The organism is Glycomyces tritici, assembly GCF_030403505.1.
Genome location: NZ_JAUEMJ010000002.1, coordinates 56,832 through 70,350, shown reverse-complemented (window position 1 = coordinate 70,350; position 13,519 = coordinate 56,832). Strand labels below are relative to the sequence as shown.

Sequence of the window (13,519 nt, the reverse complement as noted above, 5' to 3'; positions counted from 1 at the left end):
GCCGAGACCACTCAGAGGAGGCCGCCTTGGCCCGCCGATTCCCCCAGCACCAGATCCGCCCGGTCACCCCTCTCGACGGCACCTGGGACTTCGCGTTCCTCGGCGATGCCGACCCCGACCAGGTCGACCTCGCCGCGCTCGGCTTCGACGACGTCATGGCCGTCCCCGGCTGCTACGACGCCACCCCGAAGTACGCGGGGCGGCGCGGCCTCGCCGCCTACCGCACCCGGGTCCGCACCTCGGCGGGGCTCCAGCGCCTCGTCTTCGGCGCCGTCCAGCACTGGTGCCGCGTCTACTGGAACGGCGAACTCATCCGGGAGCACGCCGGGGGATTCACCCGCTTCTGGGCCGAGACCGAGAGCGCGGACGGCGAAGCCGAGGTCGTGGTGCTCGTCGACAACCGCTTCGACGAGCGCTCGCCCCTCCACATGGAGCACTTCGACTGGTACGCCTACGGCGGCATCTCCCGCGGCGTCGAACTGCACCGCCTCGAACCGCTCCACATCGACGGCCTGAAGATCGACACCCTCTCGGTCGCCGAACGCCGCGTCCAGGTCCGCATCGACTACACTGGCGTCCAGGCCGGTCCGGCCGCGCTCGGCATCGAATGCGACGGCCGCGCCGTCTCCACCGAGACCGTCGACCTCGACGCCTCCGGCTCGGTCACCCGCACGCTCGACATCCCCTGGCTGGCCGCCTGGTCATCCGATGAGCCGCGCCTCTCGACCCTCACCGTCACCCTCGGCGAGGACGACATGAGCGAGCGCTTCGGCCTGCGCGAGGTCGCGACCGCGAACGGCCGCATCACCGTCAACGGCGAACCGGTCCGCCTCCTCGGCGTCAACCGCCACGAGGCCCACCCTCAGTTCGGCCACGCCCAGCCCGAAGCGCTCCTCGTCAACGACGTCCAGCAGCTCCAGGACCTCGGCGCGAACTTCGTGCGCGGCAGCCACTACCCGCTCGACCCGCTGTTCCTCGACCTGTGCGACGAGGCGGGCATCATGGTGTGGTGCGAGTCGATCGGCTGGCAGTACCCGGTCGAGCACCTCACCGACCCGGCGTTCGTCGAGGCGCAGCTGGCGCACATCGAAGCGATGTGCGCCGCCGCGCAGAACCACCCGTCGATCATCCTGTGGGGCATCCTCAACGAGTGCCCGAGCTGGTCGGAGGAGGGGTACCCGGTCTACGCGGCGCTGCTGGGGCGCCTGCGCGAACTCGACCCGCACCGCCCGGTCACCTACGCCGCCATCAACGCCCACGACGACAAGTGCTTCGACCTGGTCGACGTCGTCAGCGCGAACACCTACCCCGGCTGGTACTTCGGGGACGTGCCCGGCATCCCGGCCGAGCTCGACCGCATCAGCGCCCACGTGGACGCCCTCGGGTTCGCCGACAAGCCGCTCATCATCTCCGAGATCGGCGCCGGCGCCGTGCCCGGCTGGAACGACTCGCACGGTTCACTGTGGACCGAGGACTACCAGGCCGAGCTGCTGACCACGGTCGTCGACCACGTCATGGACGGGCAGGACCGGATCTCGGGCCTCGCCATCTGGGTCCTCGGCGACTTCAAGACCTCCGAGCTGCGCCGGCTGGCCCTCACGCGCCCGCGGGGCGTCAACGACAAGGGCATCATCGACGAGTACCGCCGTCCCAAGCAGGCGTTCCGCGCCGTGCGCGAGCGCTTCCGGCGCAAGGGCTGAGACGGCGAACCGCCGGGCCCGCGTCCGGGCCCGGCGGTGGTCGTCCAGGCTAGAACTGCGTCGAGTAGCTGTTGACGTTGAAGTTCTTGCCGCCGTTCGACGAGGTGATCTCCCAGCCGAACTGGACCTGGTCGATCCGCACGTTCGGCATCCGGCCCTGGTTCACCAGCCACTGGCAGATCGGCGTGATCTGCACCGTGCCGCTGGTGAACTGGCTCGTCGCCATGAAGCTGTAGACGGGGTTGCCGCCGTTGTGGCCCTGGTAGTAGTTCCAGTTGCGGCCGCCGAGGTTGACGTTGGTGACGTAGCCGCCGATCGGGCCGACGTTGCTCGTCCACTGCGTCCAGATCATGATCTCGTGGGCGTGGCCGTTGCCCCACACGTCGTAGGTGGTGTTGTAGGCCAGGCCCGAGCCCGTGGGGTTCGTGACGTTGAACGAGCTGGAGACGTTCCCCATGCTGGAGACCTGGCGGCCCAGGGTGCGGGAGACGTTCGGGTAGGACTTGATGCCGCCGGTGTTCGGGTGGTTCGCCCACACGCCCCAGTTGCTGGGGGAGTTGGCCCAGATGGACTGCGGGCCGTAGCCGCTGCCCCAGACGTTGTTGTAGAGCGTGTAGGACCCGTTCTGCCAGGACCCCCACCGGTCGGAGGAGGACCAGGTGGCGGCCTGGGCGGGGGACTGGAGGGCGCCGACGGCGCCCGCGGTGGCCAGGGGAGCGGCGAGGGCGGCGGTGAGAATCGATCTGCGACGCATTGAGGGCACGCCTTTCTGAAAGTGGCTAGGAATCTTCCACATTCATTAGATGAATGTCGATATGTTAATTAGATCATGCGACCCAATTAAAGTCCATACCCCCGCATGCCCGATCAAACCCGCAGGAGGCGGACTGTAGCGCGCGCGAGCCGCGAGCAGCGCGGAGCCCCCGCGCGGTGCCCCGGTGCGCGCACTGGACCCGCTTCCGACGGCGCTCCGCGGGTGCGACCTGAGTCTCACCATCCCGGCCAGTGGTGCGCGCGGGCGGTTCGCGCTCGCCCCTGCCAGGCGCGCCCCGTAGAATTCCGGCCGTGAAGACCTTCGAGCAGCTCTACGCCGAACTCGCCGACAAAGCCGCCACCCGTCCCGAGGGATCGGGCACCGTCGCCCAACTCGACGCCGGCGTCCATGCCATCGGCAAGAAGATCGTCGAAGAGGCGGCCGAGGTCTGGATGGCCGCCGAATACGAGTCGGACGAGGCCGCGGCCGAGGAGATCTCCCAGCTCCTCTACCACCTCCAGGTGATGATGGTCGCCCGCGGCATCACCCTCGACGACGTGTACCGGTACCTCTAAACAGCTCCCGAAAGGCCCATCCGCATGCTCCGCATCGCCGTGCCCAACAAGGGGGCGCTCTCCCAGGGCGCCACCGACATGCTCACCGAGGCGGGCTACCGCCAGCGCGGTTCCAGCCGCGACCTGCAGTCCCTCGACGTCGCCAACGACGTCGAGTTCTTCTACCTGCGCCCCAGCGACATCGCCACGTATGTGGCCTCCGGCGACCTCGACCTCGGCATCACCGGCCAGGACCTCGCCGTGAACTCCGGCGAGCAGGTCGAAGAGGTCCTCGCGCTCGGCTTCGGCCGCTCCACCTTCCGCTACGCCGCCCGCCCGGGCACCGTCGACGCCGTGAAGGGCCTCGACGGCAAGCGCATCGCGACCTCGTTCCCGGGCGTGGTCCGCAGCGACCTCGAGAAGCAAGGGGTGCAGGCCGAGATCGTCAAGCTCGCGGGCGCGGTCGAGAACGCCATCGCCCTCGGCGTCGCCGACGCGATCGCCGACGTGGTCGAGACCGGCACGACTCTCAAGCAGGCCGGACTCGCCGTCTTCGGCGACCCGATCATGCGATCCGAGGCGGTCCTGGTCCGCAAGGCCGGCAACGGCCAGGCCCCGGCCGTCGAGCAGCTCCTGCGCCGCCTGCGCGGCGTGCTCGTGGCCCGCTCGTACGTCATGCTCGCCTACGACGTGCGCGCCGAACTCCTCGAAGCCGCCGTCGAGCTGACGCCCGGCATCGAATCGCCGACGGTCTCGCCGCTGCATCGGGAAGGCTGGGTCGCGGTCCAGTCGATGACCGAGCGGGCCGACCTCCACCGGGTCATGGACGCCCTCTACGAGATCGGCGCCCGCGGCATCCTCGCCTCGAACATCGACGCCTGCCGGCTCTAGGCACAGGACCGACGCCTGCCGGCTTTAGGCACGGAACCGGCGCCTCCGGCTCTAGGCGCAGACCGGCGCCTGCCGGCTTTGAGTCTGCGCTTCCGGCCTGAGCAGCGGCACCTGCGCCTGACGGCTCAGCGGTGCTTCGAGGCATCCCCGACCTTCCGGAGTCCTCGAGCCCTCGCTACGACAGGCGCGGCGCTTCCAGCGCCGCTGCCGTGTCGGCCCGGCTCCGCAGCTCGGCGGCCATCGCGACGGCCTCTTCGACGTCGCGGTGCGCCGCCTTCGCCGTGTGCCCGATACTGCCGGCGGACATCGCGTGCACGGTCGCGAGCCCTTGGAGGCGCTGGAGCGGCCCCTGCACGACCCGCACCGACTGGATCCGCGCATACGGCAGCGCCACATACGTGTTGACCCACCAGCCGTGCCGCACGACGAACACCTGCTCGTCGAGCAGCGCGCCGGTCCGCTTCCAGCGCAACGGCATCCGCCACCGCGCCCGGCGCGGCGGGCGTTCCACGGCGAACGCCGTCGGGAGGTCCGGCACCGCCTCGGCCGCGACGGTCGCGACCTCCGCGGGGCCGCCGACCGGCAGCGCCGTCGTCGACTTGAGGACGCTGATCTGCTGCGACACGGCCGCAGTCCACACCTCGACGCGCCGCCAGTCCTTGCGGCGCCACAGGATCGGCTCGTCGAAGCACACGGCCGTCACCCGGTCCACCGGCACCGTCTCGTGGCTCGTGTCCGTCAGGCCCCGCTCGATGAGGAGGTTCCCGCCGTCGCGGGTGATCCGGAACCGGCAGTTGCGCAGGAACCGGTTCACGGTCGAGACCGTGCTCTGGAGGTAGCCGAAGAGCGCCGGGGCGAAGAAGCCGAACCACAGCGCCGTCGCCACGGTCGTGAACCCGAAGATCGACCCAGTCACCGCGAACGCGGTTCCGAAGAGCAGCAATGCCGTCAACTGCACCGGCAGCGCCTCGAGCAGTGACGCCAGGGCGAGCTTGCGGACGGTCACCGTCGGCACCAGCGGCGCCGGTCCCGCCGGAGCGTCCTCAGTGTCGTCCGCTGCCGTCTCGACCCGCTGCCGCGCCCCCGGCCGGCCCGCGATCGACAGCAGCTCCGAACGCAGTTCCAGCGCCCGGTCGTGCTTGAGGTACGCGAGCTTCGCGTCCGTCCCGTCGCCGCCGGCGACCTCGATGTTCAACTGCGCCAAGCCGAACACGCGCGCCTGCAGCGGTCGCACCAGGTCCACCGACTGGAGGCGGTCCAGTGGCACCGTGCGGTGGCTGCGGGTGAACACGCCCCCGTAGATGTGCAGCTCCCGGCCCCAGATCACGAAGCCCCGGTACTGAAGTGCGATCAGGCTCGCGATACCGCCCACGACCGCCGCCGCCAGCGCCGCGTACACGGCGAAGAGGAAGTTCCGGGAGGTGAACATCTGGATGCCCACCGCCGCCGCGACGGCGGTGAGGAACCGCACGCTCTCCAGCAGCGGGGTGAGCGGGTGCAGGCGCTGGCGCTGCATGCCCTCGGGCGGGGCGCTCGGCGCGTACGGCATCGGGCCGTACGGCGCGGGCGCCAGCGGGGGAGCGGGCTCGTCGCCGTGGACCGGTCCGGCCTCTGCGCTCACAGGCCCTCCCGGACCTCGGCGGCGTGGGCGGCGAGCCGGTCGCGCAGTGCGGCGGCCACGAGCGGGTCGAGCCCGGGCACTTCGGTGGTCGAGGCCAGCGCCGCGGTGCGCACCTGCACCGTGGTGAGGCCGAACATCCGCTCGACGGGTCCGGCCGAGAGGTCGATGAGCTGGATGCGGCCGTAGGGGACGATGCTCAGGCGGCGCGTCAGGAGCCCGTGCCGCACCAGGAGGTCCTGGTCGCGTTCGGCGTAGCCCCAGGTCTTCACGGTGCGCGCGACCGCGAGCGACCGCAGGCCCGCGAGCACGACGTAACCGCCGAGGGCCCACAGCGGGCCCTCCCAGCCGAGCCAGATCGTCAGCGGGACCGCGGCGATCACGGCCAGGATCAGGACGTTGAGCAGGCTTCGCAGCACCCACACCGTGCGGAGCTTGGGGGACATGGGCTGCCATTCGATGCGGTCCGGCCACAGGTCCCACACGGGGACCGCTCTCGCGTTCATCGCTCGATCATTCCACGCTCGGTCATGGCAACCGCTCGGTCTCGCAAGGGAATCCGCGTGCCGTGAGGAACTCGCGCAGCGTCGGCTCGTGCTCGTCGCAGGCGGCCCAGCGCTTCACGCGGTCGGAGCCGTGGATGCGCGGATTGCGCCACAGCAGCATCCAGGTCGCCGTGCTGCGGCAGCCGCGCGACGAGCAGACGGGCGCCTCGGACTGCGCTTCGGACTGCACTTCCGGATCTGAAGTCACACCGCGATTGTCCGCCAAGTGTCGGCTCATCCGGTGCGGGGCCACACCGCTGTGTCGATGAACGCCTCCACGGCCTCGATCACGTCCGCCATCGCGTGCGCCGATTCGACCAGCGGCCGGCCTCGGATGAACATGCCGTGGTCGGCCCCGCGCACCTCGCAGACCTCGCCGGGGAGCTCGCGGGCCAGCGCGGTGTTCCACGCCGGGTCGGCGGTGCCGCCCACGAGCAGGTACGGCGCGGTGGAGCGCCGCAGGGCCTGCACGATCGGGTAGTGCTGGAGGAACGGCGTGAACCAGATGGCGGGGAGGCCGTGGTGGGCGGCGAGGATCGCGGCGGCGGTGCCGAGGGACTTGCCGACCAGGAGCGGCGGGTCGTCGTTGTGCACCCGGTCGAGCACGACCTCGGTCTGCTCGCACACGCCGTCGATCATGGCCTGCTCGTCGGCGGCGAGCCGGTCCACGCCCCTCCACGTGAGCGGGTAGGTGTGGGCGCCACGGGACTGCAGGGCCACGTGCGTGTACATCAGCAGCGGCCCTTGCACGCTGTAGTTGCGTCCGGGGAGCAGCAGGGCCTGGCGGCGGCGGGGCATGAGGGGAATTCTAATGCCGGCGGGGCCGGTGCGCGTCCTCCGCGAGGCCTGCGCGCGGCGTCCCTTAGGGCAGCAAAAGACCCGCACGACCACGGGGGAAGTCGTGCGGGTTGGTGAAAGCATAGCGCTCCGACAATTCGCAGCAACGGATTGAATACGCGCGGCGTGTCACGCTCCTGGGCAAATGCCGATTTTCCATTTGCCGGATGGTGTTGCGGCAGTGTAGACCCCCTGTGCCGCAAGGGGTTCGGGCCGAAGTGTCGGGTTCCCGACAAATTGCGGTGCAGGAGTGCCCCACGGGTCCGTGCGGCCCCCTGCCATCCTCGAACGGGCGAATTAGTATCGACACGACCAGAACGAACGCGCTTGAAGGAGCCGACATGGGATCAGCCGAGGCCGACCGTTCCGACCGCGCCGCCGGGAGCTCCACCCCGGCGGAGAACGCCGCCCTCCTCGAGAAGGCGCTGTTCGAGATCAAGAAGGTCATCGTCGGCCAGGACGCCCTCGTCGAGCGCATGTTCGCCGCGCTGCTGGCCCGCGGCCACTGCCTCATCGAAGGCGTGCCCGGCGTCGCCAAGACCCTCGCGGTCGAGACCATGGCCCGCGTCGTGGGCGCGGACTTCCAGCGCATCCAGTTCACCCCCGACCTCGTCCCCGCCGACATCGTGGGCACGCGCATCTACCGCCAGTCCAGCGAGACCTTCGACGTCGAACTCGGCCCGGTCTACACCAACTTCGTGCTCGCCGACGAGATCAACCGCGCCCCCGCGAAGGTCCAGTCCGCGATGCTGGAGGTCATGGCCGAAGGCCGCATCTCCATCGGCGGCCAGACCCACGTGCTCCCCAAGCCGTTCCTGGTCATGGCCACCCAGAACCCGATCGAGCAGGAAGGCGTCTACCCGCTGCCCGAGGCGCAGCGCGACCGCTTCCTCTTCAAGGTCAACGTCGGCTACCCCACCGACGCCGAGGAGCGCGAGATCGTCTTCCGCATGGGCGTCGACTCGCCCGTGCCCGAGCGCATCCTCGACACCGACGACCTCCTGCGCCTCCAGCAGGCCTCCGACGGCGTGTTCATCCACAACGCCCTCGTCGACTACGCGGTGCGCATCGTCATGGCCACCCGCAACCCCGCCGGCGCCGGACTCGGCGGCATCGCCCGCCACATCCAGTACGGGGCCAGTCCCCGCGCCTCCCTCGGTCTCATCCGCGCCACCCGCGCCATCGCGCTCCTGCGCGGCCGCGACTACGCCCTGCCGCAGGACCTCGACGACATCGCACCGGACGTCCTGCGCCACCGCCTCGTGCTCTCCTACGACGCCATGGCCGACGGCGTGGTCACCGACCAGCTCGTGGGCCAGCTCCTCGCGGCCGTCCCGGCCCCCACGGTGAGCCCCCGCCAGGACGCCGCGCCGCGGTCCGCGGAGTCGTACCAGCCGCAGCAGCCGGGCGCCTGGTGATCGACACGGCACCCGCAGAACACGACCTGCGCGCCCTCGACCGGCTGCAGCTCAACGTCACCCGCCGCCTCGACGGGCTCCTGCACGGCGACTACCTGGGCCTGCTCCCCGGCGCCGGCTCCGAACCCGGCGAGGCCCGCGAGTACCGCGCCGGCGACGACGTGCGCCGCATGGACTGGCCCGTCACCGCCCGCACCACCGTCCCGCACGTGCGCACCACCATCGCCGACCGCGAACTCGAGACCTGGCTCGCCGTCGACCTCTCGCCGAGCCTGGACTTCGGCACCGTCGGCATGCTCAAGCGCGAACTCGCCGAAGGCGCCGTCGCCGCCTTCGCCTACCTCGCCGGACGCGGCGGCAACCGCATCGGCGCCGTCGTCACCGAAGGCGGCCCCGCCAAGGCCATCCCGCCGCGCCCCGGCCGCGGCGGCGCCCGCTCGCTCCTGCGCACGATCACCGCCCTCCCGCGCGGCACGCTCGAAAACGGCACAGGCGCCGGCGACCTGGCCGAACTCATCGACAAGACCCGCCGCCACGCCCGCCGCCGCGGCCTCGCCGTCGTCATCTCCGACTTCTTGGAAGACGAGGACCACCCGAGCGACTGGTCCCGCGAACTGCGCCGCCTCGCCGTGCGCCAGCAGGTCCTCTGCGTCGAGGTCCTCGACCCCGCCGAACTCGCGCTCCCCGACGTCGGCGTCCTCGACCTCATGGACCCCGAGACCGGCGCCACGGTCGAAGTCCAGACCGGCAACGCCCGCTTCCGCGCCCGATACGCCGAGGCCGCCGCCGAGCAGCGCCGCCGCATCGCCGCGGGCATCCGCTCCGGCGGCGCCGCCCACCTGCGCCTCTCGACCGGCTCGGACTGGCTGCGCGACATCGCCGCGTTCATCGCCCAGCGCCGCCACCTCGCCGCCTACCGCTAGCCGAGACCCCCGGGCAACCGCACACCGCGCCTTCCGACGACACCAAGGAGAACCGTTGATCCGCCTGCTCGAACCGATGTGGCTCCTGGCGCTCATCCCCGTCGCCGCGCTCGCCGCGGTCTACGTCTGGGCCCAGTTCGCCCGCAAGCGGATCGCCGTCAGGTTCGCCAACGCCTCGCTCCTGGCGAAACTGGTGCCGAAGGTCCCCGGCTGGCGCCGCCACTTCCCGGCCGGGCTCCTCGTCATCGCGCTGGCAGTGCTGGTGGGCGGCATGACCCGACCCGCCGTCGACGTCGACGAGCCCCAGGAGCGGGCCACGATCATCCTCGCCATCGACGTCTCACTGTCCATGATGGCCGAAGACGTGTCACCGACCCGGATCGAGGCCGCGAAGGAGGCCGCCGCCGGGTTCGTCAACGACCTGCCCGAGCAGTACAACGTCGGCCTCGTCTCCTTCGCCGGGTTCGCCTCGGTCAACGTCCCGCCGACCAAGGACCACGCGAGCGTCGCCTCCGCGATCCTCGGCCTCACCCTCGCCGAGGCCACCGCCACCGGCGAAGCGGTCTTCGCCTCGCTCCAGGCCGTGCAGCAGGTGCCCGCCGACGAGTCCGGCACGCTCCCGCCCGCCCGCGTCCTGCTCATGTCCGACGGCTACCGCACGGCCGGGCGCACCGTCGAGGAGGCCACCGAAGCCGCCGCCGCCGCGAACATCCCCGTCTCCACGGTCGCGTTCGGCACCGACGAAGGCGTGATCGAGCTCGACCAGGAGCTCGTCTCGGTCCCCGTCGACCGCGAGGCCCTCGCCCAGCTCGCCGAAGGCACCGGCGGGAACTTCTACGAGGCCTTCAGCGCCGAGCAGCTCCGGTCCGTCTACGAGGACATGGAGTCCTCGCTCGCGCACCAGACCATCGCCCGCGACATCTCCCAGTGGTTCATCGGCACCGCCCTGATCCTGCTGTTCGCGGCCGCCGGGCTCAGCCTCGCCTGGACCTCCCGCCTCACCTAGGCTCCGGCCCCGTCCTGAGGCGAGTGCCACACGGTGCGTGAAGGCCCCTTCGCCCCTGCAGGGGCCCGTCGCTACGATCGTCGGTGGCTTCGTACAAAGAAACTTGAGGAGTTCGAACAATGGCGCGCACCGTCCTCGTCACCGGAGGCAATCGCGGGATCGGTCTCGCTATCGCCCAGGCCTTCGCGGCCCAGGGCGACAACGTCGCCGTCACCCACCGCGGCACCGGCGCCCCCGACGGCCTCTACGGCGTCCAGTGCGACATCACCGACACCGCCTCCGTCGACGCCGCGTTCACCGACGTCGAAGGCAAGTTCGGCCCCGTCGAGATCCTCGTCGCCAACGCCGGCATCACCGACGACACCCTCCTGCTCCGCATGAGCGACGAGCAGTTCGAGCGGGTCGTCGACACGAACCTCAAGGGCGCCTGGCGGGTCGCCAAGCGCGCCTCCTCGAAGATGCTGCGCGCCAAGTTCGGCCGGATGATCTTCATCTCCTCGGTCGTCGGCCTCTACGGCAACGCCGGGCAGACCAACTACGCCGCGTCCAAGGCCGGCCTGGTCGGCCTCAGCCGCTCGATCACCCGCGAGCTCGGCTCCCGCAACATCACCGCGAACGTCGTCGCGCCCGGATTCGTCCAGACCGACATGACCGACGCGCTCCCCGAGGCCCAGCGCAAGGCCTACCTCGACTCCATCCCCGCCAAGCGCTTCGCCACCGCCGAGGAGATCGCCGGCGCCGTCACCTGGCTCGCGGGCGACAACGCCGGCTACGTCAACGGCGCGGTCATCCCCGTCGACGGCGGCCTCGGCATGGGCCACTAGCCCCCGCGCGGGCCCCAGTATTTGCAAGTACGAATAACGACGGAGGAACAGATGACCGGATTCTTGGACGGCAAACGACTGCTCATCACCGGGGTGATCACCGAGCAGTCCCTCGGCTTCGGCGTGGCCAAGTACGCGCAGGAGCAGGGCGCCGAAGTGATCCTCACCGGCTTCGGGCGCATGTCCCTGGTCGAGCGGATCGCCAAGAAGCTCCCCACCCCCGCCCCCGTCATCGAGCTCGACGCCACCGACCCCGAGCAGCTCGCCGGGCTCGAGGCGAAGGTCCGCGAGCACGTGGACGGCATCGACGGCGTCCTGCACGCCATCGCCTACGCCCCGCCCTCGGCGCTCGGCGGGAACTTCCTCAACACCCCGTGGGAGGACGTCGCCACCGCACTGCAGGTCTCGACCTTCTCCTACAAGGCCCTCGCCATGGCCTGCCTGCCGCTGATGGGGAACGGAGGCTCCATCGTCGGCCTCACCTTCGACGCGAGCCAGGCCTGGCCCGTCTACGACTGGATGGGCGTCGCCAAGGCGGGCCTCGAGTCCGCCAACCGCTACCTCGCGCGCGACCTGGGCCCCAAGGGCATCCGCGTCAACCTCGTGTCCGCGGGCCCGCAGCGCACCATGGCCGCCAAGTCCATCCCCGGCTTCGAGGCGTTCGAAGAGGCCTGGACCAAGCGCTCCCCGCTGGGCTGGTCCCTCACCGACTCCGAGCCGGTCGCCAAGGCCTGCGCGGCGCTCCTGTCCGACCTCTTCCCGGCCACCAGCGGCGAGATCCTGCACGTCGACGGCGGCTTCCACGCCGTCGGGGTCGAGCGCACCGAACAGTAGCGGAGCCGCCATGACAATGAACGGTTACGACGCCGTCCTGCTCGTCTCGTTCGGCGGCCCCGAGGGCCCCGGCGACGTGCTGCCGTTCCTGCGCAACGTCACCCGCGGCCGCGGCATCCCCGACGAGCGCCTCGCCGAGGTCGCCGAGCACTACTACCACTTCGGCGGGATCTCGCCGATCAACCAGTGGTGCCGCGAAGTCCTCGAGGCGATCCGCAAGGAGTTCCGCGTCAGCGGCATCGACCTGCCGATCTACTGGGGCAACCGCAACTGGCCGCCGATGCTCGTCGACGCGGTCACCCAGATGACCGGCGACGGCGTCAAGCGCGCCCTCGCCCTGTGCACCAGCGCCTACGGCTCGTACTCCTCGTGCCGCCAGTACGTGGAGGACATCAACGCCGCGCGCGCCGCCGTCGGCGACACCGCGCCGGCGATCGACAAGGTCCGGCACTTCTTCGACCACCCGGGCTTCGTCGGCGGCTTCGCCGAGCAGCTCAAGCGGAGCCTCGGCCAGATCGAGGACCAGTCGCGGACCCGCGTGGTCTTCACGGCCCACTCGATCCCCAGCGTCGCCGAGGAGTGCTCGGGCCCCGAAGGCGCCCGCTACTCCGACCAGGTCGCCGAGGCCGCCGCCCTCGTCGCCGGGCAGGCCGGCTGGGCCGGGCCCATCGACGTCGTCTGGCAGTCCCGCTCGGGCCCGCCGTCGATGCCGTGGCTCGCGCCCGACATCAACGACCACCTCAAAGTCCTCGCCGGCGAAGGCGTCGACACCGTCGTGGTCAGCCCCGTCGGCTTCCTCTCCGACCACATCGAAGTGCTGTGGGACCTCGACAACGAGGCCAAGGACACCGCCGCCGAACTCGGCCTGCGCTACCTCCGGGCCGGCACGCCCGAGGTCGCCGACATCGTCGGCATGTTCCGCGACCTCGTCGCCGAACGCGTCCAGGGCGCGCCGCTGCAGCGACTCGGCAAGCTCCCGGTCTGGGACCCCACGGTCGAGGGCTGCTGCCCCGCCCGCAGGCCCCCGGCCCCCGAGAAGCACCGCAGCCGCTGAAGCGCTCGCTGCCGCCACCGGGCCCGCGTCCCCACCAGGACGCGGGCCCGGCCCGTAATCACCGCTGGACGCTTCCGCATGACATGCTTGACAGGTGGAACCCGTCTTCTATTGGATCATCGCCGCTGTGGTCCTCGGCGCCATCGAACTCTTCACCGGCACCCTAGTCCTCGCCATGGTCGGCGTCGGCGCGGTGCTCGCAGGCATCGGCGCCGCCGTCGGCGCGCCCTTCTGGCTCCAGGCGGTGCTCTTCGGGGCCGGCTCCTTCGCCTCCATCTTCGGCCTCCGCCCCTTCCTGAAGCAGGCCCTCGAAAGCGACTCCGGCGGCGACCAGACCCCCCGCAGGTTCGGCACCCGCGCCATCGAAGGCGCCGAAGCCCGCGTCATCGAGAAGGTCGACCGCTCCGGCGGCCTCGTCGAGATCGCCGGGGACAACTGGACCGCCTTCCCCCTCGAACCCGACCAGTCGCTGGAACCCGGCGACCGCGTGACAGTGGTAGAAATCAAGGGAGCCACCGTCATCGTCTGGAAGCAGAGCTGACCTGCAGCGCTCACTGGACG

The 13,519-nt window shown here is 70.8% G+C and carries 15 protein-coding genes; 10 read left to right on the top strand and 5 right to left on the bottom strand.

Annotated elements, in window-relative coordinates:
* Positions 1-26: 26 nt before the first annotated feature.
* Positions 27-1,700, top strand: coding sequence for a glycoside hydrolase family 2 protein (locus tag QWI33_RS05610; protein ID WP_289955750.1), 1,674 nt, complete (start codon positions 27-29; stop codon positions 1,698-1,700).
* 49 nt (positions 1,701-1,749) lie between these two features.
* Here the strand turns inward: QWI33_RS05610 and QWI33_RS05605 are convergent, their stop codons facing one another.
* Positions 1,750-2,454 (bottom strand): GH12 family glycosyl hydrolase domain-containing protein, encoded by a 705-nt coding sequence (locus tag QWI33_RS05605; protein ID WP_289955749.1) that lies wholly within the window; start codon positions 2,452-2,454, stop codon positions 1,750-1,752.
* A gap of 311 nt (positions 2,455-2,765) precedes the next feature.
* Between QWI33_RS05605 and QWI33_RS05600 the strand changes: the two genes are divergently transcribed.
* The gene (locus QWI33_RS05600; RefSeq protein ID WP_289955747.1) at positions 2,766-3,029 is read left to right on the top strand and encodes a phosphoribosyl-ATP diphosphatase; all 264 of its coding nucleotides are present in this window, start codon (positions 2,766-2,768) and stop codon (positions 3,027-3,029) included.
* Between the two features lie 24 nt (positions 3,030-3,053).
* Positions 3,054-3,899, top strand: coding sequence for an ATP phosphoribosyltransferase (gene hisG / locus QWI33_RS05595; RefSeq protein ID WP_289955745.1), 846 nt, complete (start codon positions 3,054-3,056; stop codon positions 3,897-3,899).
* 175 nt (positions 3,900-4,074) lie between these two features.
* On the opposite strand, the gene QWI33_RS05590 is transcribed toward hisG, so the two are convergent.
* From QWI33_RS05590 to QWI33_RS05575, 4 genes are read right to left on the bottom strand one after another with little or no spacing between them, the layout of a single operon-like run.
* Positions 4,075-5,520 carry a PH domain-containing protein gene (locus tag QWI33_RS05590; protein ID WP_289955743.1) on the bottom strand — a complete coding sequence of 482 codons (1,446 nt, stop codon included), beginning with the start codon at positions 5,518-5,520 and terminating at the stop codon, positions 4,075-4,077.
* Positions 5,517-6,023: a PH domain-containing protein gene (locus tag QWI33_RS05585; RefSeq protein ID WP_289955740.1), complete on the bottom strand. Its 507-nt coding sequence runs from the start codon at positions 6,021-6,023 to the stop codon at positions 5,517-5,519. Before QWI33_RS05585 ends, QWI33_RS05590 begins: the two co-directional genes overlap by 4 nt.
* A 22-nt stretch (positions 6,024-6,045) precedes the next feature.
* On the bottom strand, positions 6,046-6,270 hold the full coding sequence (locus QWI33_RS05580) for a hypothetical protein (RefSeq protein ID WP_289955737.1): 225 nt from the start codon (positions 6,268-6,270) through the stop codon (positions 6,046-6,048).
* 26 nt (positions 6,271-6,296) lie between these two features.
* On the bottom strand, positions 6,297-6,860 hold the full coding sequence (locus QWI33_RS05575; RefSeq protein ID WP_289955735.1) for a dienelactone hydrolase family protein: 564 nt from the start codon (positions 6,858-6,860) through the stop codon (positions 6,297-6,299).
* 380 nt (positions 6,861-7,240) lie between these two features.
* Between QWI33_RS05575 and QWI33_RS05570 the strand changes: the two genes are divergently transcribed.
* From QWI33_RS05570 to QWI33_RS05540, 7 genes are all read left to right on the top strand, one after another.
* On the top strand, positions 7,241-8,317 hold the full coding sequence (locus tag QWI33_RS05570) for an AAA family ATPase (RefSeq protein WP_289955733.1): 1,077 nt from the start codon (positions 7,241-7,243) through the stop codon (positions 8,315-8,317).
* The gene (locus QWI33_RS05565) at positions 8,311-9,240 is read left to right on the top strand and encodes a DUF58 domain-containing protein (protein WP_435367566.1); all 930 of its coding nucleotides are present in this window, start codon (positions 8,311-8,313) and stop codon (positions 9,238-9,240) included. Before QWI33_RS05570 ends, QWI33_RS05565 begins: the two co-directional genes overlap by 7 nt.
* Positions 9,241-9,295: 55 nt before the next feature.
* Positions 9,296-10,246 (top strand): VWA domain-containing protein, encoded by a 951-nt coding sequence (locus tag QWI33_RS05560; protein WP_289955729.1) that lies wholly within the window; start codon positions 9,296-9,298, stop codon positions 10,244-10,246.
* Positions 10,247-10,365: 119 nt separating this feature from the next.
* Positions 10,366-11,070 (top strand): beta-ketoacyl-ACP reductase, encoded by a 705-nt coding sequence (locus QWI33_RS05555; protein WP_270114848.1) that lies wholly within the window; start codon positions 10,366-10,368, stop codon positions 11,068-11,070.
* A gap of 51 nt (positions 11,071-11,121) precedes the next feature.
* Positions 11,122-11,904, top strand: coding sequence for an enoyl-ACP reductase FabI (gene fabI / locus QWI33_RS05550; protein WP_289955723.1), 783 nt, complete (start codon positions 11,122-11,124; stop codon positions 11,902-11,904).
* A gap of 16 nt (positions 11,905-11,920) precedes the next feature.
* Positions 11,921-12,958, top strand: coding sequence for a ferrochelatase (locus tag QWI33_RS05545; protein ID WP_353895416.1), 1,038 nt, complete (start codon positions 11,921-11,923; stop codon positions 12,956-12,958).
* Positions 12,959-13,052: 94 nt separating this feature from the next.
* Positions 13,053-13,499 carry an NfeD family protein gene (locus QWI33_RS05540; RefSeq protein ID WP_289955719.1) on the top strand — a complete coding sequence of 149 codons (447 nt, stop codon included), beginning with the start codon at positions 13,053-13,055 and terminating at the stop codon, positions 13,497-13,499.
* Positions 13,500-13,519: the final 20 nt, after the last annotated feature.